Annotated in this window: 18 protein-coding genes; 6 read left to right on the top strand and 12 right to left on the bottom strand. The window is 43.0% G+C overall.

Annotation, left to right across the window (positions count from 1 at the left end; translation table 11 throughout):
* Window positions 1-20: 20 nt before the first annotated feature.
* The 3 genes from V3V99_05995 to V3V99_05985 all read right to left on the bottom strand — a co-directional run bounded on the left by V3V99_05995 (window position 21) and on the right by V3V99_05985 (window position 4,531).
* Window positions 21-2,051 (bottom strand): hypothetical protein, encoded by a 2,031-nt coding sequence (locus V3V99_05995; protein ID MEE9442201.1) that lies wholly within the window; start codon window positions 2,049-2,051, stop codon window positions 21-23.
* A 563-nt stretch (window positions 2,052-2,614) separates the two neighbouring features.
* Complete coding sequence (locus V3V99_05990; GenBank protein ID MEE9442200.1) at window positions 2,615-3,907, bottom strand: aspartate aminotransferase family protein; 1,293 nt, start codon at window positions 3,905-3,907, stop codon at window positions 2,615-2,617.
* Window positions 3,908-4,072: 165 nt separating this feature from the next.
* On the bottom strand, window positions 4,073-4,531 hold the full coding sequence (locus tag V3V99_05985) for a TerB family tellurite resistance protein (GenBank protein ID MEE9442199.1): 459 nt from the start codon (window positions 4,529-4,531) through the stop codon (window positions 4,073-4,075).
* Between the two features lie 353 nt (window positions 4,532-4,884).
* On the opposite strand from V3V99_05985, the gene V3V99_05980 reads away from it, so the two are divergent.
* The gene (locus V3V99_05980) at window positions 4,885-5,478 is read left to right on the top strand and encodes a PEP-CTERM sorting domain-containing protein (GenBank protein ID MEE9442198.1); all 594 of its coding nucleotides are present in this window, start codon (window positions 4,885-4,887) and stop codon (window positions 5,476-5,478) included.
* Between the two features lie 125 nt (window positions 5,479-5,603).
* Here V3V99_05980 and V3V99_05975 read toward each other — a convergent pair whose 3' ends face one another.
* On the bottom strand, window positions 5,604-6,002 hold the full coding sequence (locus V3V99_05975) for a transposase (protein ID MEE9442197.1): 399 nt from the start codon (window positions 6,000-6,002) through the stop codon (window positions 5,604-5,606).
* 251 nt (window positions 6,003-6,253) lie between these two features.
* Between V3V99_05975 and V3V99_05970 the strand changes: the two genes are divergently transcribed.
* The 4 genes from V3V99_05970 to V3V99_05955 all read left to right on the top strand — a co-directional run bounded on the left by V3V99_05970 (window position 6,254) and on the right by V3V99_05955 (window position 11,715).
* Window positions 6,254-7,516, top strand: coding sequence for a DNA repair exonuclease (locus V3V99_05970; protein ID MEE9442196.1), 1,263 nt, complete (start codon window positions 6,254-6,256; stop codon window positions 7,514-7,516).
* A 1-nt stretch (window position 7,517) separates the two neighbouring features.
* Complete coding sequence (locus tag V3V99_05965; GenBank protein ID MEE9442195.1) at window positions 7,518-10,211, top strand: AAA family ATPase; 2,694 nt, start codon at window positions 7,518-7,520, stop codon at window positions 10,209-10,211.
* A 48-nt stretch (window positions 10,212-10,259) separates the two neighbouring features.
* Window positions 10,260-11,045, top strand: coding sequence for a peptidoglycan-binding domain-containing protein (locus tag V3V99_05960; protein ID MEE9442194.1), 786 nt, complete (start codon window positions 10,260-10,262; stop codon window positions 11,043-11,045).
* A 67-nt stretch (window positions 11,046-11,112) separates the two neighbouring features.
* Window positions 11,113-11,715 carry a hypothetical protein gene (locus tag V3V99_05955; protein MEE9442193.1) on the top strand — a complete coding sequence of 201 codons (603 nt, stop codon included), beginning with the start codon at window positions 11,113-11,115 and terminating at the stop codon, window positions 11,713-11,715.
* 10 nt (window positions 11,716-11,725) lie between these two features.
* Here the strand turns inward: V3V99_05955 and V3V99_05950 are convergent, their stop codons facing one another.
* The 8 genes from V3V99_05950 to V3V99_05915 form a co-directional block, all read right to left on the bottom strand.
* A complete protein-coding gene (locus tag V3V99_05950; GenBank protein ID MEE9442192.1) occupies window positions 11,726-14,347 on the bottom strand; it encodes a carboxypeptidase-like regulatory domain-containing protein in 2,622 nt (873 codons plus the stop codon).
* Window positions 14,348-14,381: 34 nt separating this feature from the next.
* Window positions 14,382-15,263, bottom strand: coding sequence for a hypothetical protein (locus tag V3V99_05945; GenBank protein ID MEE9442191.1), 882 nt, complete (start codon window positions 15,261-15,263; stop codon window positions 14,382-14,384).
* 102 nt (window positions 15,264-15,365) lie between these two features.
* Window positions 15,366-15,941, bottom strand: a complete 576-nt coding sequence (locus V3V99_05940) for a hypothetical protein (protein ID MEE9442190.1) — start codon at window positions 15,939-15,941, stop codon at window positions 15,366-15,368.
* Window positions 15,942-15,966: 25 nt separating this feature from the next.
* Window positions 15,967-16,542: a hypothetical protein gene (locus tag V3V99_05935; protein ID MEE9442189.1), complete on the bottom strand. Its 576-nt coding sequence runs from the start codon at window positions 16,540-16,542 to the stop codon at window positions 15,967-15,969.
* A gap of 402 nt (window positions 16,543-16,944) precedes the next feature.
* On the bottom strand, window positions 16,945-17,520 hold the full coding sequence (locus tag V3V99_05930) for a hypothetical protein (GenBank protein MEE9442188.1): 576 nt from the start codon (window positions 17,518-17,520) through the stop codon (window positions 16,945-16,947).
* Between the two features lie 168 nt (window positions 17,521-17,688).
* Window positions 17,689-18,162 carry a hypothetical protein gene (locus V3V99_05925; protein ID MEE9442187.1) on the bottom strand — a complete coding sequence of 158 codons (474 nt, stop codon included), beginning with the start codon at window positions 18,160-18,162 and terminating at the stop codon, window positions 17,689-17,691.
* 53 nt (window positions 18,163-18,215) lie between these two features.
* A complete protein-coding gene (locus tag V3V99_05920; GenBank protein ID MEE9442186.1) occupies window positions 18,216-18,647 on the bottom strand; it encodes a hypothetical protein in 432 nt (143 codons plus the stop codon).
* Between the two features lie 115 nt (window positions 18,648-18,762).
* Window positions 18,763-19,290, bottom strand: coding sequence for a hypothetical protein (locus V3V99_05915; protein MEE9442185.1), 528 nt, complete (start codon window positions 19,288-19,290; stop codon window positions 18,763-18,765).
* A gap of 361 nt (window positions 19,291-19,651) precedes the next feature.
* On the opposite strand from V3V99_05915, the gene V3V99_05910 reads away from it, so the two are divergent.
* Window positions 19,652-21,130 (top strand): T9SS type A sorting domain-containing protein, encoded by a 1,479-nt coding sequence (locus tag V3V99_05910; protein ID MEE9442184.1) that lies wholly within the window; start codon window positions 19,652-19,654, stop codon window positions 21,128-21,130.
* Window positions 21,131-21,290: the final 160 nt, after the last annotated feature.

Below are 21,290 nucleotides of genomic sequence, written 5' to 3'. Positions count from 1 at the left end.
AGGAACCGACAGAACAATTCCTATTTTTTATCGACCGCCGTCGAATCGGACGGAAGCACCTCAATCTTCTTCAAATCCAATCCCCCGCCCCATTTGCCGGGGACTTTCCAGAACTTACCATTACCGCCATTGGCGCCGTAACGATCATCACCATCCATATCCAAAAACAATCCGATCGACCCGTAATCCCGTCGAGGATTACCATACCCCTGCGTATTATGCGTATGGGTCGTAAAATATCCGTCGTCGCCATTTAAATCCGTAAATATCCCGATGCCGTTTGCCTGCCCGCCTCCCTGCGCCAGTCCCTGCGCCGAATAAACGTCGTTACCGCCCCGGTCAAGAAGCCATCCGCATGAATAATCATGCCCGACTCCATGACACAAACCATGAGAGCGATAAATATCATCCCCCCCGCCGTCGAGCAGAAGCCCAAGCGCCATATGCGCCCCGGCTCCCTGGGCATACTGATACGACGCGTACAAATCATTGCCCGATTTATCATAAATCATCCCCAGCGACCACCAGTACGATGATCCCTGCGCGAAGAAATCGGCGATATACGAATCATTCCCGCCATAATCACAAATAAACCCGAATCCTCCAGACATATACGGCCGCACACCGATTGCGAATCCCTGCGACAACGATTGATAATGATCCCCGGCATGAAAAAACTCTTTGTATTTGGGTTGGACTATGTAAGCATCATTTCCAGCATAGTCGGCAATCCCACCGATTCCTCGCACGAACCCGAACCCCTGGCTCTGAAAATGGCAGGTATACGTATCCGATCCGTCCTCGTCAATCAGAAGCCCCAGCCCGAACGTCCCGGCTCCCTGAACGAACGTATCTCCGAAATATTTATCGTTTCCTTTTTTATCCCACAGAATCCCAACGCCGAAATACCCCGACCCGAGCGAGAAATTCTTACCCCAATAAATGTCGTCGCCTTCATAGTCAATCAAAAGCGAATACGACAGCGCTCCCGATGCCAGCGCAAAATCAGTTTCAGCTTTATATATATCATTGCCTGAATAATCGACAATCAGAGTCGGATGCGGATTTTCGATATCGTACGAAATATTATAAACATCATCCCCCCCTGGATCGATAATCATGAAGTAGTCCCCGGTGTATGTGTCGTTACCGGAAGTGCCTATTGCTAAGCGCCCAAAATCTGTAAACCAAGAATATGGTTCTGACTTTACCTTATTAAATGTCTCCTGATATGACATACTATCTTCTGCCAGTAGCTTATATATTGTATCCAGTGAATTTAAAAGTTTTGGAGGGAATCCTGAAATATCTGTGTCAATAATATTATCGCTAAGTTGAACGAATTCCTTTGCGAATTCTTCTTCCAATTGCTGTAACGAATCTAATTTCTCATTGCTATGAACTCTATAATCCGGATAATCAAGAATTAACTCCTTATAATCCCTGAAAACAAATTTGAATATCTCTGATTTTTTATCATCCGGTATAACTGTCGCCCCTTGTCTAAACTCTTTATCATAACCCACAACAGTTGGAAATACTTCTGGCCAGCAGTCTATATAAATATGGAACTGCTGAAGCATATAACTATATTTCCACTTAAATGAGCCAGTTACATCACGCAGCCGTTTTGACAATTCTTCAGAAGGATAAGGGCCGGGAGGTGTTCCATAGCCACATCTGGCAATATATCGTTCAAGTCCGGGTGGATGTCTATCTCCTTGCAGTATGTCCAAATAATTAATACATTCATTTGGTTCTTCAAAAAATCTGGATAATTCCACCGCGCAGCTATCGGCAAAATCATCCATCAAAAGCGGGTGTTTCATCAGGCTGTCAACGATTTTCAAACGATACGGATCGCGAGGCATATAATCATCACGAAAAGTAAAATCATCGCGTGTAAACAACATATACGACAGCAACTGATCCAGCCCAGCGTTGAGAAGGCTATCGGAATTAATTATCGTTGAATCATTTTCAGATTCCTGCGCGAACGAGGGAATAGCCAATGCCGCGCATATCAGGATCGGCAAAATATATTTTTTCATACATTATTAAAACGTGCAAAAACCCATTATGTCAATCATTAATTTTAAGACTTATAAGAATATGAAATAGTCCAAAAGACCGGTGGCCCATTGTCCTCCCGCGAAGCGGTTTTTTGGGTGGGTTCCGTCGCATTCCATTCACAATTATCACTCAATTCAACCCCTGTTTCTGAAATCATCCGCAACTATAGATGATATAAATCTATTGCCGTACATGTGTGATTCGCGGGGAAATGGCCAAATCCAAAAATACTAAAAAGGACAAAACGAACCCAATTCGCTGTAACCTAAATAGGGATATATACTAACAAGGATTTTACAAAAATAAAGTGTGGATAACTCTTAAACCATAGATTGCCACACTCGCGACGCTCGTTCGCAATGACGGGGATGGAATGGCTGGAGCCCGTTGGGCTTCTGCCCTACAAGATTATTTTTATTGTGTAGCGACAACTCTTGAGTTGTCGCATTGTCGAAACCGCGGGGGTTTCGACCGACCAGAAAAAAACCCGGTCATATTACCGGGTTTTGAGAAAAAACAAATTTATGAAACAACCGAAAAATTATCCTACCAGCACCTTCTCGAGGCGCTCGCAGATATAATCGATTTCGCTTTTACCGATAATCAAAGGCGGGCTGATACGAATCGTATGACCGTGACTGTCGTTGACCAGCATATCCATAGCGAGAAGCTCACGGCAGAAATGCATTGCATCGCCCGATTTTACTTCGATGCCGATGAAAAGCCCTTTCCCCCGCACTTCCTTGACATGCTTCGAGCGCGACGCGATATCCTCGATTTTCTTTTTCAGAATCGCGCCCATCTCGGCCGACCGCTGAGCCAGCTTTTCATCTTCGATAACTTCCAGCGCGGCAATCCCGCAGGCGCAGGCAAACGGATACCCGCCGAAAGTCGATCCGTCGCTTCCAAGACTGAAAACCATATCCATCAGATGCCGGCTGGTAACCATCACCGAAAGCGGAGCCAGTCCGCCCGAGATCGCCTTGCCCAAAATCATACAATCGGGAATAACATTTTCATGCTCAAAACAGAACATCTTACCGGTTCGTCCCAGACCAACCTGGATTTCATCAAAGAGAAGCAGCATATCATTCTCGTCGCACAGATCGCGCAAACTTTGGAGGAATCCTTCCGGGGGCTGATACATACCGCCCTCACCCTGCATTGGCTCAATGAGGATAGCGCAAGTGTTCTTGTTTATCTTACTTTTGACGGCTTCAATATCGCCGTACGCAACCGATGTAAATCCGGGTGTCAGCGGTCCGAAGCCCTCTTTATATTTCTTCGACGTCGAGAACGATATAACGGTCGTCATCCGGCCGTGAAAGTTATTATCAAAAACGATGATTTCCTGATTTCCATCCGGAATGCCTTTATGTTTCCATCCAAAATATCTTGCAAGTTTGATAGCTGTCTCCACCGATTCCACGCCGCCGTTTTTTGGCAGAACCTTGTTGCCATGCTCTCCGAAGCGCGGAGCGATCTGAGGAAGCATCGTCGCCGCTTTCTTGAGAAACAGAGCCAGCAAATCGGTATAGACGACATTTGAAAGAACGGACGCGTAATGTCCCTGAATAGCATCAACCGCCGCCTGGACAATTTTGGGATGATGATGACCCTGGTTGGCCGCCGAATACGCCGCCAGACAGTCGATTACTTTGTGTCCATCCTGAGTATAAAGCCAGGGACCTTCCGCCTTGCGGACGATTGTTTTCAACCGTCCGTAATGATCGGCCCCGTATTTGGATTCGTATCCGACGATCTCATCATCGGTCAGCGCAGAAAATCCCAATTTGATTGCGTTTTCAGCCGCTTTAATATCTTGTGCTTTCATAGGCACCTCCGAGTCAGGAAATTCATCAGTTCAGTTACCGTTCCGGTTGTTTACATACCGGTTATTGCCGCGTCAATATAATAGTTTAAAATCCGGTGGCAACCCCATTTTCAAGGATTCGGCCGGTTAAGGATAAAATTCATCGAAAGGGAATAACGTTTTGAATTATAACTTCATTTCTTTTTTGATTCGAAGTTTGGCGTCAATAAGTTTGTCATGATCAAGATGCAAAAGCCGGGCGAACCTGTGAACCAGAAAATCTTCATGGCCGTTTAAATGCTGGTCAGTATATATAACCCGCCAGACCATCTCGATTATTTTGATTTTATCATCGATATCGAATTGATCATTTATCTGTTTGGTGAAATAATAAAGGTCAAGCTGATTATTGATCTCTTTTTGAGAAGTTTCCAATATTTTCCCAACCTCGTCCTCACTGATCTCAAAATGTTCTTTCAAAACCTTTATTATTTCGACTCGCTCATCGCCGGAAAACTCATCATCGATTTTGGCGATTTCTAAAAGCAAAGCCGCCGTGGCAACTTGCAGATCATGTTCGCTTGATTGCTCGGAACCGCTCTCCCCTCGCCCCTGTCCCATTAAATTTTGTAAAAATCGTCTCACGAATATTTCCCGATGTATCCTATTAAGATTTTTGCCTGCCTTTTCTTACACTGTCAATAATACCAAAAATTGGGACGAATTCATAATAAAATGTGTCCCCCGAACCGACATTATCTTAAATAGCCGTAATGCGTTACGATTAAATGAGATGGGGCGATTATATGAATAATCGCATTAAGCAGTGTCGGAATTCTGGACAATTCACACCAAAATCGAGAAAAATCAGAATGAGTGCGAAGAAAGGCCATGCGTCTGATTAACAATAGCTTATTGTAATACCAAAGTTAAATACTCCTTTGGCCTGGTTTTTGCTCAAATATAGACAGATAAGTAAATTTTTATGGGATTTTGATATGAAGACAAAATTGACAATATTGATGACGCTCTTTCTAATGTTAGCTGGAACTATCGGATCGCAGGCGGCGATTTATACTTTCCAGCCTTCTCCCGCCGATTTATGGGACCTCTCCCACGATCAGGCTTATACCTGGGGCATAAGCTGGGATTTTCCTGAAGAACAGATTATTGAGGCAAAATTGACCTTTTTTGACATTTACAACTGGAAATCGGAAGATAATTGGCTTTATATTCATATGCTTGACAATCCACCCGTGGGTACCTTCGCTCTTAGCGATCCGATTAGTAACTCCAGTGGAACTGATTATTTTGCCAATGAGGGCATTTTAATCGATATCTGGAGCGATCCCAACGGTGGCCCCCCGGGCATAGACCTGACATACTCATTTTCGGATATTGGGATACTCGATGACTTCATCGCATATTCATCGGACGGAATTTTCGGATTCGCAATTGACGCCGATTGTCATTATTTCAATAGAGAAATTCAACTAACGGTCTTTACATCAGCTTCCGTTCCCGAACCGAGCACTGTAATTTTAATCGGTCTTGGTTTAGCCGGATTTGGATTTTATCGCAGATTTAAATAGAATCAAGCTTCAGACAAAGCAATTAAGACGGCCATGATGGCCGCCTCAGACTGATGACAGAGGGCAGTTTTTTGAACTGCCTTTTATTTTTATGACGATTTTGATCTGTCTCGGAGAGTTTTTTCTTAAATTGTCGAGAATCGATATTTTCGATGATTATTTGCCAACAGGAAGCGCTTTTTCAGGCAATAAATGATACAATAAGAAAGATGGCGAGCCATCTTCTCGATGTTCATCGCAATCGCCGTCATCAAACATTGCTCGCTGACATTCTTCAACCCGCAATAACGTGCATACCGCAGACCATGCAACTCTTTGGCATCGGCAAATGATCGCTTCACCGTCTCCCGACGCTTCTGACGAAGATATTTACCCAATGGTGTTTTCCATATCTGTTCCCGATACCTCTGCCAGACATGACGGGTTATAACTCGAACATGATTCCGTGACTCGGTGCATTCGGATAGCATCCGGCATTTACCGCATAGCCTGGGATCGGAAACATACTCATTCGAGCCGGCTATTCCTGCCGTTGAAACAGTACACTCCTTAATTAATCTGAATCATAATATTGACTGTTTCTAATAATGAAGGAAAAACATATATCAATTAAAAAAGGTTTCGACCGACTTTGTCAAAAGTCTGGGGAGCCTTATTCAAGCCGGTTCTTTTTTTTGCGCGATTTATTGGTGATTGACATTTCAATTTTTTAATTGAATTATTCATGAGGAAAATATATAAATAACGTTTACCAAATGGTACATGGAAATATTCGATGGATGACTTCAAATTTATACATTGCTCCGATTTGCATCTGGATGCTCCTTTCGCGGGAATTTCATCATCCAATGATGAAATCGGCAAGATTCTCAGAGACGCCCCATATAAATCCTATTTTAATATGGTAGCTCAGGCGGTAGAGGATAAGGTCGATTTTGTAGTTATTGCGGGTGACATTTTCAATACCGCCGATAAGAGTATTCGGGCCCAATATAATTTTTATCGAGGATTAAAACATCTTTCTGATAACGACATTCCGGTATTTATTGCCCATGGGAATCATGATCCCCTTAATAGCTGGTCAACAAAAATGAAAATTCCGGAAAATGTTATTGGCTTCGACGCTGACAATGTATACAGCCGGCAGGTCATTGTGAAAGGTAAGCCGGTAGCGAGAGTATATGGAATTAGTTATGGGACTCGGGATATTAAAGAAAACCTCGCACTGAAATTTAAACGAGAGGACGAATTACCGGCAATTGCGGTATTGCATTGTAACGTCGGAGAAAATACCGGACACGAACCTTACGCGCCGGCTACCGTGGATGATATTGTCAATCGGGGATTTGATTATTGGGCACTGGGTCATGTGCATAGTTATAAGATAATCAGAAAAGAAAATCCCACGATAGTTTATTCGGGAAACATACAGGCGATAAAATCATCCGAACGCGGCCCCAAAGGATATTGCCTGGTTGATTACTCGCGCCAATTGGGTTTTAATGTTGAATTTAAACCGATTGATATGGTTCGCTATGAGTCCATAAGAATAGATATCACTTCATGTAAATCCATTGAAGAAATCCCCGATGAAATTACCGGGCATATTGAAGATTTGATTGGAAAATCAGATAATCGGCACTTAATATTTTCATTGGATATTTATGGCCAGACAAATTTAAATACCGAATTAAGACGTCGCGATTTTATACAGAGCATTTCCGAGGATTTGCGCGATCAATATGCAAGTCGTGATCCGATAGTCTGGGTTGACAAGATAAATCTATCGACTAATGGCGAATTTGATATTGAATCGTTTCGTAGCGAAAAGAGTTTTGTGAGCGATGTTATTTCGGCGTATGACGCAATCAGTTCAGAAGATCCGGAATATCTCAGATTAATTCGGGCCGAATTGGAGGCGTTATATAAAGATTGGCCCGGGGGCGCTTTTCTGGACCCGCTCTCAAATGAAGATATAATGAAATTATCTTTGATAGCTCGCAATCGAACCCTGGAAAAAATATTTACTGACGCATAGTATGATAATAAAAAACGCACATATCAATGGTTTTGGTGTTTTCTCCAATAAATCGATTAACGGATTTGACCACGGAATCAATGTTGTTTACGGACCCAACGAGTTTGGTAAAAGCACCATACTTGAATTTATTCGGAGAGTTTTATTCGGCTTTCCGCGCGCAAGTAAGTCATTGAATCAATATTTGCCTTTGGATGGCGGCCAATATGGGGGCGTACTCGAATGCCTGATAAGTTCAGGAGAAAAGCTTCGGATATCAAGATTGGGTGGGAATGGAAAACGTAAATTAACAATTACCGTATCCGATAAAATGATTTCCGGGCCTGATGCATTGCGCAAATTTATCGGTTCTATAACCGAAAATGTTTTTAACAATGTTTATGCCTTCGGGTTGAACGAACTTCAGATTGTTGAATCTCTGGAAGATGAAGAAATTAGTAATTTCATTTACGGTACCGGGTTGGGGCTGGGAAAGATATCACCGGTTACCATATCTCGGGAAATCGCAGGGTGGCAAAATTCCCTTTATTTAAAACGCGGGCGAACACAGCCTTTAATCCAATTATACAAAGAGATGAATGAATTGCGAACAGAGATTAAGCAATGCCAGAATGAGATAGATCAATACGATCATTTGGTACAGCAAAGAGAAAATTCCGGCGCCGAATCGGATGAATTGAAAACAAAAATCGAAAACGCCGAAGAAGGAAAGCAAAAACTTGAAGCATTGATAAAGATGTTTCCGGTCTTTCAGGAGATGACTACGAAGCAAAAAGAGATTGACGGTTTACCGGATTCACCAAAAATCTCTGATAAGCAACTGAAAGAATGCGAGGAGTTATCTTTAGAGGTTTCAAATCTGAAATTGCGGCATGAAGAATTGGTTGACGAAAAAAACAAGCTGCAAATTCGAAAAGATCAAATTAATATCAATCACTCCCTGCTTGAGCATAAACCCACAATCGAATCGTTGAAAGAACACCTCAAAAGTTATCGCGATGCCGCGCGTGATATAATCCGAGTAAGGGATGAAAAAAAAGAACTTTCGATCCTGATAGATTCGGAAATAATTCGTTTGGGAGACAACTGGTCGAGAAAGTCTGTTTCCGATTTTACTCTTAGCATTACCGCGGAAGATAACATTAAAGAATACAAAAAGCGTCTACAGGAGGCTGAATATTATCGTCGGCGAGTTCAGGAAATTGAATTTGAAGACAAGGCGAAATCCGAGACTCAGTCGGGGAGATTGCCTGAATTTTATAGCTATGCTTTATATGGATTATCCGCTTTAAGTTTGGCCGGGATTGTGATCAGCCTCACAATCGGTAATTTACTGGCGGCAGGATTCGCGGCGGCTGTTTTCCTGTTGAGTACTCCAATGGTCATAAAAAATGTCATGGCTAAGAAAGTTAATAAAGATCTATCGAGTATAGATAAAGCGGATGAAGATGCGGATTCGGGATTCAATGAATGGGAGGACGCTTTATCTGAATGGCGAGAGTATATCGGGAATATCGGATTAGATCGGAAGCTGACCCCCGAAGCCGCATTGGAATATTTTGCCGCAATTAAAGACATTAAAAATAGTATCAAGCAAGAAACCAAGCTTACCGAGCGTATCGATTTGATGGATGAAACTATCACATCTGTCGAGAGGCAACTTTCAACTGTATTGGGAGCATCGCATTCTGTAGATAGCAATACGGAAGTTTCAATGGCTATAGGAATAATTGGCAATGAATTGAATGAGGGCGAAACCTTATTGCATGAGCGAAATGGAATCATCGAACAAATCGAGCAACTGAATTCCAAAACCGAATCTTTAAATAAAAAAATAAGTCAGCAGGAAAATAATTTATCCGAACTGCTTGCAAAGGTTGGGGCAAATTCATTAAGCCAATTAAAGGAATATCATAGATTAACAATAGAGCAAGATAATTTATCTACGGGGATAAAGACAAGTAAGGAAAAGATTCAATTATCAGCCGGCGTAGGTGAAAATTATGATAAATTTATCAATGATCTCAATGAAATGTCTCCGTCCGAAACCGCGTCCAGGATTGAGAAACTGGGTTACCAAATCGGTGAAATAACTTCGGAAAAAACTCAAAAGGAACAAAAAATAGGCGAGTTGCGCGGGCGGATTAAGGAATTAAATACGCGGGAAGATATATTGGCGGCCCAGCATAATTTGGAAATAGTTCGTCAGAACATGATAGATAAAGCTCAGGAATGGGCGGCCGCGACTATCGCAAAAGTAGTTTTTGAAAACGTACTAAAATCCGCCGAAAAGAATCGCCAACCCAATGTAATCAAAGCAGCCGCCTCGAATTTTGAGAAATTTACGGGGGGAAGATATAATAATGTCTATAAACCGGCCGATAATGAGACGCTGCATATTGAAGAGTCCGCATCCCACCAGATAAAGTCAGTCGATATGTTAAGCCGGGGAACACGGGAACAGTTATATCTGGCGATGCGATTGGGACTGATCGAGGAATACGAGAAATTATCGGAGTCGATGCCAATAATCTTCGATGATATTTTTGCCAATTTTGACGATGATCGGATTGATTTAGCTGCAGAGGCGATTAAAAGATTTTCTCAAAAGCGTCAGGTGATTATTTTCGCCTGCCGCCGTCAAACACGCGATTTATTTTTGGGATTGGGCTCTAAGCTCATAGAGTTCGCGTAAATATTTATTCAAATCAGTAATTCTCTAATTAATTCGGGACAATGTAAAATGCGCAATTTAATTGACACAGACCATATTGCGAAAGAATTGACGTTCGAAAGAACTCTTTCATTTGGTCAATCGGGACCGGATGTAAAAATGGCTCAGGAATGGCTAAATCTGCATGGGATAGAATTAGTTATTGACGGCAAATATGGAGCAAATACCCGAAGAGCAATCATAAGATTTCAGCATGCCAGGGGAATTAAAGAATCAGGTTTGGTTGACGCCGACACTTTTAATCGTTTGACCCTGCCTATTCGCCGAGCCATTGCGATGCAAAGTTTAAATAATGACTCCCCTAATCATATAATTGTATCATATGCCGAACAGCACCTGAGAGAATGCCCGCACGAAATCGGCGGTCAAAATAGAGGTCCCTGGGTGCGCCTTTTTATGAAGGGGAATGAAGGCAGGCAATGGTCATGGTGCGCCGGATTTGTATCCTTTATACTTATGCAAACATTCGCGACATTATCAAACGAGTTGATACTCGATTATACATTTTCCTGCGATGAACTTGCTCATGACGCGATGGAGAAAAATATTTTTATTGAAGAGTCTCAACTAAGGGAAATGACTATAAAGCCGGGAATGATTTTTTTGAAGCGAAGGAAAAAATCGGATTGGGTTCATGCCGGAATCGTTACGTCATCCGATGGAAATTATATAAACTCAATTGAAGGCAACACAAATGAGATGGGCCGTTATAATGGCGACAGAGTTATGCGAAAACGGCGAGTCTTGAGAAACATAAATTTAATAAACCCGGAATTGGCGACCGCCATGTCGTAAATACCATTGGCGATATGATCGAATTATCTTATATTGGCGCGATGTTTTTGGCGCTGGAGTTGTGATAGTGAAAACTTTTCCGTATGAATTTGAAGCTCGCAAGGAAATTCAGTTTTATCCCAACCGGCCGGATGATTTCTCTGCCCATTCATTGGAAATCGGCCCCGGGCGAGGCGATTTTTTGCTGTCGGTGGCGGGAAAATACCCGGATAGGAAATTTGCCACCATTGAACTGGGTAAGCGCCGTTATTATAAAATGATTCCGCGCATTGAAAAGAAAGGCTTATCCAATATTATTCTCATCAACGGTAATGCCCGAATTGTAATTAACGAGTATTTTGATAATGCGCTGTTTGATAAAATTTATATTCTGTTTCCCGATCCCTGGCCCAAAAAACGTCACATCCCGCATCGATTAATGTCAATCGAATTTTTACGTTTGATCATGGGGCTTTTAAAGCCGGGAGGTCATCTTTATTCCGCGACTGATTATTGGCCTTACGCGATTTGGGCTGCCGATAATTTGAAACAAATTGGAAGATTGCGAAGCGAAGGCAAGCCGTTGTTTACCGATATTGACGCGATTGATGATTATAGCCCCTCGTTTTTTGAAAATAAATGGCGCGATGAGGGCCGAGCGATTTACTACATGAAATATTTGCGCAAATAATTTTTGATGTCTATCGTGGAATTAACAGAAAATTAATATCTTCGACAATTGCGCCCTGTTCGGAGGGCTTAAGTTCAAAATCAATATACTCCGGCGTCGATTTATAACCTGATGAGATTAATTGATTGTTGTCGATTTCGGCGCGGTATCGTCCGGGAATCAATCCCAGGTAATAAAATTCTCCATTATTGAACGTCGTTATCTCATGCCGTTCGCCGGTGGACAGGTTGACCAGGATAATTTTAGCGCCACCCAATCCTGCTTGTCCGCTTGCGGTTTGCCGTTTTACGCTCCCGTTGATTTCACCGGCCATTACGATAGGGACATCAATAGCGGTGACCATATTCGGATTGAAATTCATTCGATATCCTTCGTGAATAGGCTTCAGTAATGGATCGTCGAGACTATATTCGTTGATTTCCACGACGTATTCATCGTAGGCTCTCAGGCGATCAAAATAGAAAACGGTTCCATCGTTTGTTAAGCGTCCGTTGGCTCCCTTGATTTTGGCGGTCAGACCGGGGATTATTTCATCGATTTTTTCGTCGAAACGGCCGTTGAAATTGCGATCCAGAAAAGGCCTTAAAACCGCCGAACCCTGACCTACTCCCGCGCGACGATCAAAATGGAACGAATTGGTTTCCTGGTTATATCTGATTGAGCCTCGTTGGATCTGAGTAACCGCGATCTGATCTCCGGTCGTTACCGCCCGAGTATTAAAACTCGCGAATCCGCCATAAAGGGTAAAGGTCGCCATTATCAGATTGGATTTCGCTATAACGTTTTTCTCAAGCGATAAAGAGATTTGCCCGGTTCTGAAAACCCGTTTGGTTAGGTAGACTCCGACTTTTCTGATTTGTTTCCGGCTATGATCATAATCGAATCTAATCTGGGGCCGTATCCATCTCAGAAGCGTTGTGGACATCAGAAGCTGGCTCGATATGTCGGTTGTTGTCAATCCATTTTCGAGATTTTTATTGATACCGTATTTTCCGAAATAATTGATATATATTCGACTAATTGAGGTGCTCAATCCATAATAAGTATTGATTTCGGTCGCCTTAGGGAAGCGATCAACAAAAGTATTGCATCTCAGACTAATCCTGCGGCCGCCTATTTTGATCGGTGATGTCGCTGAAATCGAATAAGTTTGCAGACGTCCGGCCAGGTTGCGATATCCTTTGGATAAGTAATTCGTAAAGCTCCCATTTATGCTGACGATGGACGGTTTGCTAAAGGTCATTGCGGCGTTGACCATCTGCCCCGGCGAGGCGTATCCATTAAACGTTAGATTGGTCAGCGGTTGATATGAAAACTCTCCGGCGAATCCGAATCTTGAACTATCCTCGGTCGATATTGGTAAATCGGCGCTTATTCCGGCCGTCAGCCGGGTTGTGACTCCATAGAAGCAATTGGCCTGGCCGAAAATTCCGCTTGAGAATGGATTGTCGTCTTTTCCAATCGCGACGGTATATTCAACTTCATTTTTGGGAATCAAATTATAAGGTATTTTGATATTGATTTCTTTTTCCCTGATTTCTCCGCCGGGGCCGTACATTTTCAAATTTATCAATGAGGCGCCATAGAAAATATCTATATTAAAATCATACTTTCCCGATTCGTCGGTTCGAATAAAATCGATGAGGCGATTATCTATATATAATTCGATTTCCCACCCTTCGCCGATATAATCGGATACTATAATGGTCTGAAAATGTTTTCTTCTAACCTGCGGTTTATTGGTTGCCAGAACTCCTTCCAAAGCCCGGGATAATCTGCCCCCGGTGAAAACATTTCCGGCTTCAATCTGGGAAATATATTGTTGATTAGCGACGAAATAATGCCATTTGTATCTTAGATCATCAATTTCAAAGCGGTTTCTAATCTTATTGTCGCCGGTAACCGTTGGATCATTTCCCATGACTACACTACCGTTGCCGGATATCATTAAATCGCCTCCGGCGACCATACTGCCGGTATTCAGGCTGAAATATTGCACCTGTCGGGTTCCAATCGGATTGGTGGCGATCATCCAGTCAGCGACACCGCCTCTGAACCAGGCGCGCTTAAAGGGAAGAGCATAAATCTTTTTTTCGACTTCGCGCCTGGCCATCAATTTTTCCTGGGCCTGTTTTCGTTTGAGGCGTTGATAAGCGGGAAAATCTTTATTTAATGGCAAAGACACTTTTAACTGGGAAAAATCAAATTTAGTATTCAGATTAAAACATAGGGTAAATAAATCATGTCGCAGGTATAATTCGTATCCGTTGTAAAAATATTGATCCCGTAATAAGTCAAATTCCTCTTTTTTTGTTTTGATTTTGCCCTGCCCGATATCAATGAGAAACTTATCATCCTCAGAAAGGATATACCCAAACATACGTCGGCCGGGCTGGTCATGAGTTATTTTGAGCTCTAGTAAACCGATGATTTCGATAACCGGCAGGAATATTGTCTGGCCGTCGTATTGAACGAATATATCTTTGTTGAGTAGTCGAGGAATATCAAAGTTAACGACAATTTCCTCAAAATTGTCGAATTGAGCCTGAACCGTACCCCCTGAGAAAATCAGAAGCAGGCAAATCAGGAAGATATATCCCGATGTTTTATTCGAATATTTTAATGTGAACATATCCATATGTTCAAACTGGACCGAATTAAAACCGCTAATCTACGATAGCGGTATAGTTTATGTCATTGCCAAAAACAATATCGTTTCGTGCGATATCGGTTCGTCCTTCACAGCTAATTTTCAATTCGACTTGATAAGGCTGTTTGAAATCGCCTTCCGGAATTCCAAGATTCATGCGTTTTCGAATGTTCCTATAAACAGCCAGATTTCCGTCGCTGGAGCTTATTAAACGATTATCGGCGTCGAGCAGGCGGCAGGTAACGACCCCCAGATAGGAAACATTGCCCTGATTAATCAAATCGGCCAATACTTCCACCCCACCGTCTTTATATTGCGCGTTGAAATTCGCCAAATCGATTTTCGCCGCCAATTCCCCGGTCCGATACTTGAGGGAAATAGCGGTTTGCATGACCATGTTCAGTTGCGTAGTAATCTGAGTATTATCGGTTGACGCCGGTATCGATGTCTCGCCCTCCTGAGAGCGGATAATTATACGGGCCCAGTATTCACCGTCGGGCAAATCTTTCGGAGGATGAGCGACCAGCCTGACCACCTGCGATCCGTTAGGGGGCAGAACCAGCTTCCGAGGAAAAACACGGATCCATCCCAGCGCTGATTTCGGATCGGTCACATTGGAATCCTGCAGAGTCAATTCGATATTGCCGAGGCTGTCTGATTCGGGAATGCCGAAACTGAAAAATACTTCAATCTCCTTGGGTTTGTTGGAGGGATTTTCAAGATTCAGGCGACCCGTCCGGCTTTTGTCCGATAGAATTACCACCGTTGGAGCCACTAAAACTCCCGCTATGACATTGGATACCATAAACGCAAATAATATCGTCGCAATGACGACGATATAAACTTTGCCCAAAAGATATCTCAATTTGACTGATTGGGAATTGTTTGATACAGACATAATAACCATCCCATGTTTTATAAATCTAAGCCTCTTTTCAGAACAACATTCCATCGCGGCTCCGAAAAGAGGCGAATCTTATTTCTTCAGCTCAATCTAAATTTAGGTTCCATCATAGGCAACAGTCAAGATAATGTCGCCGGTGTAAGCTCCCGCAGTTTGATCCAAAGTAGGAATTACCTTACCGCCTATAAAAATAGCGCAAAATCCGGCATCACCAAGACAGGGAGTAGCGCCAGCGACCGCCATCAGATCATGTGGATCTTCAGCCTGCCAACCGTCAGTAAAACTGGTCGGATCGCCGGGTTGAGCCGCCAGAGCGGTGTCGATATCGGCGACGGTGGCTCCAAAGACAACCGTCATACGATCATCACCTGTCGCCGTAGCGACAAACTCCGGAAGGGAAAGATAAAGCAACAAATCAGCGTTAGCCTGACCAGCGATATCAAAGATAGCGGCATCCGCGACGTTTTTGCTGATTGACTTGGGCACGCCCTGATAAACCGTACCGAACGCCAAAGGACTGGTGGCCGCCACTGTCAGCGCCGTTACGACGGTGGCAGTGATTTGAGCATTGGCCACATCCTGTGCCATAATTGCCGAATTGGAAATCAAAACGGCGATTAGAGCCAGAATAATCCATAAAATTTTATTATTCATCCGTGAATTAACTTGCATTTTCATCTCCTTTAAGCAAGTAAAATCAGGTTCCATCATAAGCGACAGTTAAGATAATGTCGCCAGTGTAAGCTCCCGCAGTCTGGTCCAGAGTTGGGATAACTTTACCGCCAACGAATATGGCGCAAAATCCGGCATCACCGAGACAGGGTGTTTCGCCCGCGACGCCCATCAAATTATGAGGATCTTCGCCCTGCCAACCACTAACGAAACCGGTCGGGTCACCCGGCTGAGCGGCCAATCCGGTATCGATATCGGCATCGGCGACGCCAAAAGCAACTACCATTCGGTCGTCACCGGTAGCGGTAGCGACAAATTCCGGAAGCGACAGATAAAGCAACAAATCAGCGTTGGCTTGACCGGCGATATCGAAAATAGCAGCTTCGGCGACGTTTTTACTAATTGATTTGGGTACGCCCTGATAAACCGTACCGAAGACCAAAGGACTGGTAGCTGCGACAGTCAAAGCTGTTACGACCGTGGCTGTGGCTGAACCATTGGCTACATCCTGCGCCTGGACGGTGGCATGACCCAATATCATCATTGTCATCACGGCAACCAGAAGAATAAAGCCTTTGTTCATCCTTGATGATGTAAACATACTTCTCTCCTTGAAATAAAAATTCCCTTTATATGTTTTTTTTATTTTCATTTCGAACCTTCAAATCCATTGAATATTTAACTCCCCTGTGGACGGCACTCCCTCTTTTCTAATTGTCCAACATTTGAACCATTAGCCAGTTTCTTATTATGTACATCGTCATACAGTTCAAAAGCTTTACAGTTATTGCAAAAAAAAACAGGCAATTTGCAAGAGTTTGAAAAATTCTCGCAAAACGCTATTGCAGTTTTCAAGGAATAAATTGGGCGGTAATGACTAAAGTACCCTAAACGGTGGCACTATATTTTGTCTGATTTATGGAAGTTGTTGAAAGGCAATAAAAAAGGATGGTACCCTTATGAGCGCCATCCCATCCTTTTCCCCTCTTTGGGAATTTATGATCTAAGTTCCCTGGTATGCTACAGTTAGAATAATATCGCCGCTATAGGCTCCGGCTGTTTGATTTATGCGCGGTGTTACTTTCCCGCCGATAAAAATGGCGCAAAATCCGGCATCGCCCAAACAAGGATCGGCTCCGGCAACATTCATAATATCATGAGGATCAATAGCCTGCCAGCCATCGATGAATGATGTCGGGTCGCCCGGCTGAGCCGCCAGGGCGGTATCCATATCGCAACTGGAAGAACTGAACGCGATGGTCATACGATCATCGCCGGTAGCAGTGGCAATATACTCGGGCAAATTCATATACATAAGTAAATCGGCGTTGGCGGCTCCGGTAATGTCAAATATCCCGGCATCAGCGGTATTTTTATCAATCGTTTTGGCGACGCCCTGATAAACGTTTCCAAAGGCTAAGGGTGATGTCGCTACTACCTGCAAGGCAGCCAATACGGTGGCGGTGGCAGAACCGTTAGCAACATCCTGGGCCTGGGCTGGTTGAAAAACGAGTAAAAGCAGAATTGAAATTAAAAACGCTGATAGCTGGCCATGTCGGGTAAAATATTTTGTATCCATGTTGCTCTCCGAAATTTATTCTCTTTATGCCTTTCCCATCAAGGCAAATTATGCTTTCCAATTCTGTATTCGTCTTAATTGAGGCATTATGCCATATTTTGCCGTGAAAAAAATGTCTTAATCTGCAAGGTTGTTTATGGAATGAACAATTATTACGTGGATTAAATATTAGCTGCCCGTATAGGCTACCGTAAGAACTATTACCCCCGAATAACTGCCCGCCGGTTGTACCAGACCTGGAATGGCCATACCCCCCAGCCAGATCGTCATTCCATTAGCTCCCAGGCGATAGGTCAGTGTATGCCACGGGTCCAGATCATCAAAGATGGGACTACTCTGGTCGGGGACGGCGCTGGTATCAATAGAGCAATCAGTTTCCGAAAAAACCAGTTGAATATTATTACTGCCGGAATTCATATATGTCGGCAGGCTAAAATCAATAGTTATCTCGTTTCCGGCTACACCGCTGACCTGAAATTCGGACGCCGAACCGGCATTGGTTTTATCGATAATTTTGGGAATACCCGGAATAACTGTCCCGAAGGTCAGATTATTATCTATAGTAATATTTTGGGATACGCAAATCGCGGGAATAATAAAAAAAATTGAAATCGAGGCTATAAATAAAATATAGAACCGCATAAAAGCAAGTTATAGGCGCCGCCCGCCTATGTCAATATTAAATAAATTCGGATTCAATTATCGATCGGAGCGATAGTAATTACAATAGCTGAATCAATCTTTTGATTAGTCATTATCAGATCGGAAAGATTGATATATAAGATTTCTTCTGACGATCCGGATAAAAGGTCGGCATGTCCGAGGCCTTTATTATTATTTATCATAATCGCCACATTTTGATTATTCGGCAGCCAAAGTACTCTATAATAGTCGCGTTCACAATTTTCGTTTAGATTATCCAGAAAATTATGATTGGCTTTTACCATTGAGCTGTTACCATCTTTTAAAGAAGAAAATCCAAGGGGATTTATAACTGTCGCCATCGCCGATATTTCCGCCGACGCTGAACGGATAGTTGGCTCCCCCGCAAAAACTATCATTTCATTAGGCAACGGAGTTAGCCAGAAAACAAAAATCGCGTATAATAAGACAAATTTTGGGCGCAAAACGGTATCCGATGTAACAAGATGTGTACATCTCTAATATACCGCATTTACCCAAAATGTCAATTAAGCATTTGGGAGAACTTTAATTAAAACAGTGACCCTGCGCAGCGGCCTGTTAATTGCCGGTATAAGCCACGCTTAATACAACGTCAGCGCTGTAATTTCCTCCCGTTTGCGCAACTGTCGGTTGAGCCGTACCACCAATCCAAACATTCATTGTACCTCCCGGCCCCAGATTCAATATACTCTGGCCGTTGGGATCCAGAGTCCCCGAAGGATTGGATTGTCCTCCACCGGTGCCATCATCATAAGAAGCGTCGGTGCTTGTATAGGTCACTATGAGTGTCGCCGACGAATCGGAATGCATTAATACCGGGGGTATCGCGATATCGACTGTCATCTGGGCTGATGGCGTACCGTTAACCTGCCATTCACCGGCGAAACCGGCGTCAGCCTTATTGACAGATTTGTTGACACCAGGAGTAACCGTTCCAAAATTCAGGTTATTGATGCCGATAACCTGCAGACTTGAAACAACTGTGGCTATGGCCTGAATAGTCCCTGATTCCTGCGCCAGAGTACTAACCGGATTTAGTACTCCAATAACACAAAATAAGAATATGAAGCCTAATATCCGCTTCATTTTAAACCTCCTTCAAGAGATGCTATTTTTCCAGAAGGGAATAATGCAAGGAGGATGCCGGGCTTTTATGGAATTTATAACTGTTGGCGCTACAATAATATATGAACAATAATCCTGCGATATTCCAGTCCTGACGGCGATATAAGAATGGGAAGAAACCTATACTGCGTAGATTGAAATCATAAGTTGTACAACTCGTAAATTGAAATGTTTAATCAATTTTGAAAAGGAAATTTTCAGGAGTAATAGTTTTTTATTCAGCTAAAGTTCCCCAAAATGATTCCGATATTTCAAATAGAAACGTTGTTCAAAATTCGAACAGCAGATTGGTCAAATAGGATTTAAGTTGGGATAATGGATTATGTCCCGAGGTTATTACATATTTGCGTATGTTCTTCTGCTACTATTGATTCTGGTTTCCGAATCATTTTCGCAAGATTCTCTTTGGGCTGCAAGTTATGGCGGCTTATATAATGATTGTGGTAATTCATCGGTACAAATGCTTAATGGAGATATTCTAATCCTTGGTTCCACATATTCGTTCGGCGCGGGTGAACATGATATGTACCTGGTTAAAACCGATTCGACCGGAAATCTAATCTGGCAAAAATCATTTGGCGGAACCGGCATTGAATACGGTTATGATATAGTCTTAACGTCTGATAACGGCTTTGCCTTAGTCGGTTCAACAACGTCATACGGCGCCGGGAAAAGAGATATATACCTGGTTAAATTGGATGAATCGGGCAATGAACTTTGGAGCAAAACATTCGGTGGAATCGAGAATGATTATGGTCGCTCTATTAGAGAATGCGGCGATAACGGACTAATTATATGTGGGACGACCAGTTCGTACGGTTCCAACACCGATATTTATTTAATAAAAACAAATAGCTCCGGCGATTCATTATGGGCAAAAACCTACGGGGGAAGCGCTGGAGAGACAGGAGCCTCGATTAGAGAAACCAGTGATAACGGATTTGCCATCGTGGGTAATACCGGTTCATACGGCGTTGGTTACTGCAGCATCTATCTTGTCAGAACCGACAGCCTCGGAGATACTCTGTGGACTTCTTCCTACGGGAACGATCGAGCCGATCTGGGAAATACAATTGAAATTACCAATGACAAAGGATATATAATCGGCGGCGCCACCGTAGAAGACGGGGATTTTTATTATAATGCCTATGCCGTCAAGCTTGATTCTTTGGGAACGGTTGAATGGGATAGCACTTATGGCGGCAATTACGAAGACCAATTCTACTCGATTCAATTAACACCTGATGGTGGATATATATATGGTGGTTCAACCGAAGGCAGCGGCTCCAGAAAAATAGATATGTTTGTTATAAAGGTTGACGGGGGAGGCAATACCGAATGGAATGCCCAATACGGCGGCAATCAATCAGATTACTGCAACTCCATAATACCCGACGGCGGTAATGATTTTCATGCCATTGGATATACATATTCTTCCACCAATGGAGGCAGCGATGTTTATATCGTAAAGCTGCAGGGTTCCGCGTCAACGCCGGTTGAAGAGACTTTGCCGCTGAGCGATAATTACTACGAACTTTCACAGAATTACCCCAATCCGTTTAATGCCTCGACGACAATATCATTTACTTTGCCGCGGGCCTCAAATTATACGCTGACAATTTATAATATTCTGGGGCAGGCCATCAGGCAATGGGAGGATTATATTTTTTCGCCCGGAACATATTCCATAATATGGGACGGCCAAAACGGATACGGTGAAAATGCGGCAACCGGAATATATATTTATCGCCTGCAAACCGAAAAATACTCCGAAGTCAAACAAATGATTTTGATTAAATAAAAAAGGCGACCATCATGGCCGTCTCAGACTGTTAACACAGTCAGTCAACTCCTTTTCTAATTGCTATATGTTTTTTCCCTTTCATTATTAGAAAGAGCCAATACTTAATCAGATAAATCAAGGAGCGTAATGTTTCAATGGCAGGAATCGTCACAAATAC

It is taken from the genome of Candidatus Zixiibacteriota bacterium, from assembly GCA_036480375.1.
In the GTDB taxonomy this organism is placed as follows: domain Bacteria; phylum Zixibacteria; class MSB-5A5; order GN15; family JAAZOE01; genus JAZGGI01.
Note: the sequence above shows the minus strand (reverse complement) of the source record. Positions and strands in the feature narration are given on the sequence as shown.

Bases quoted from the DNA above. Each gene is read 5' to 3' on its own strand.
- V3V99_05995 (MEE9442201.1), bottom strand. From the start codon at position 2,051: ATGAAAAAATATATTTTGCCGATCCTGATATGCGCGGCATTGGCTATT.
- V3V99_05990 (MEE9442200.1), bottom strand. From the start codon at position 3,907: ATGAAAGCACAAGATATTAAAGCGGCTGAAAACGCAATCAAATTGGGA.
- V3V99_05980 (MEE9442198.1), top strand. From the start codon at position 4,885: ATGAAGACAAAATTGACAATATTGATGACGCTCTTTCTAATGTTAGCT.
- V3V99_05970 (MEE9442196.1), top strand. From the start codon at position 6,254: ATGGATGACTTCAAATTTATACATTGCTCCGATTTGCATCTGGATGCT.
- V3V99_05965 (MEE9442195.1), top strand. From the start codon at position 7,518: ATGATAATAAAAAACGCACATATCAATGGTTTTGGTGTTTTCTCCAAT.
- V3V99_05960 (MEE9442194.1), top strand. From the start codon at position 10,260: ATGCGCAATTTAATTGACACAGACCATATTGCGAAAGAATTGACGTTC.
- V3V99_05950 (MEE9442192.1), bottom strand. From the start codon at position 14,347: ATGTTCACATTAAAATATTCGAATAAAACATCGGGATATATCTTCCTG.
- V3V99_05945 (MEE9442191.1), bottom strand. From the start codon at position 15,263: ATGTCTGTATCAAACAATTCCCAATCAGTCAAATTGAGATATCTTTTG.
- V3V99_05940 (MEE9442190.1), bottom strand. From the start codon at position 15,941: ATGCAAGTTAATTCACGGATGAATAATAAAATTTTATGGATTATTCTG.
- V3V99_05935 (MEE9442189.1), bottom strand. From the start codon at position 16,542: ATGTTTACATCATCAAGGATGAACAAAGGCTTTATTCTTCTGGTTGCC.
- V3V99_05930 (MEE9442188.1), bottom strand. From the start codon at position 17,520: ATGGATACAAAATATTTTACCCGACATGGCCAGCTATCAGCGTTTTTA.
- V3V99_05925 (MEE9442187.1), bottom strand. From the start codon at position 18,162: ATGCGGTTCTATATTTTATTTATAGCCTCGATTTCAATTTTTTTTATT.
- V3V99_05915 (MEE9442185.1), bottom strand. From the start codon at position 19,290: ATGAAGCGGATATTAGGCTTCATATTCTTATTTTGTGTTATTGGAGTA.
- V3V99_05910 (MEE9442184.1), top strand. From the start codon at position 19,652: ATGTCCCGAGGTTATTACATATTTGCGTATGTTCTTCTGCTACTATTG.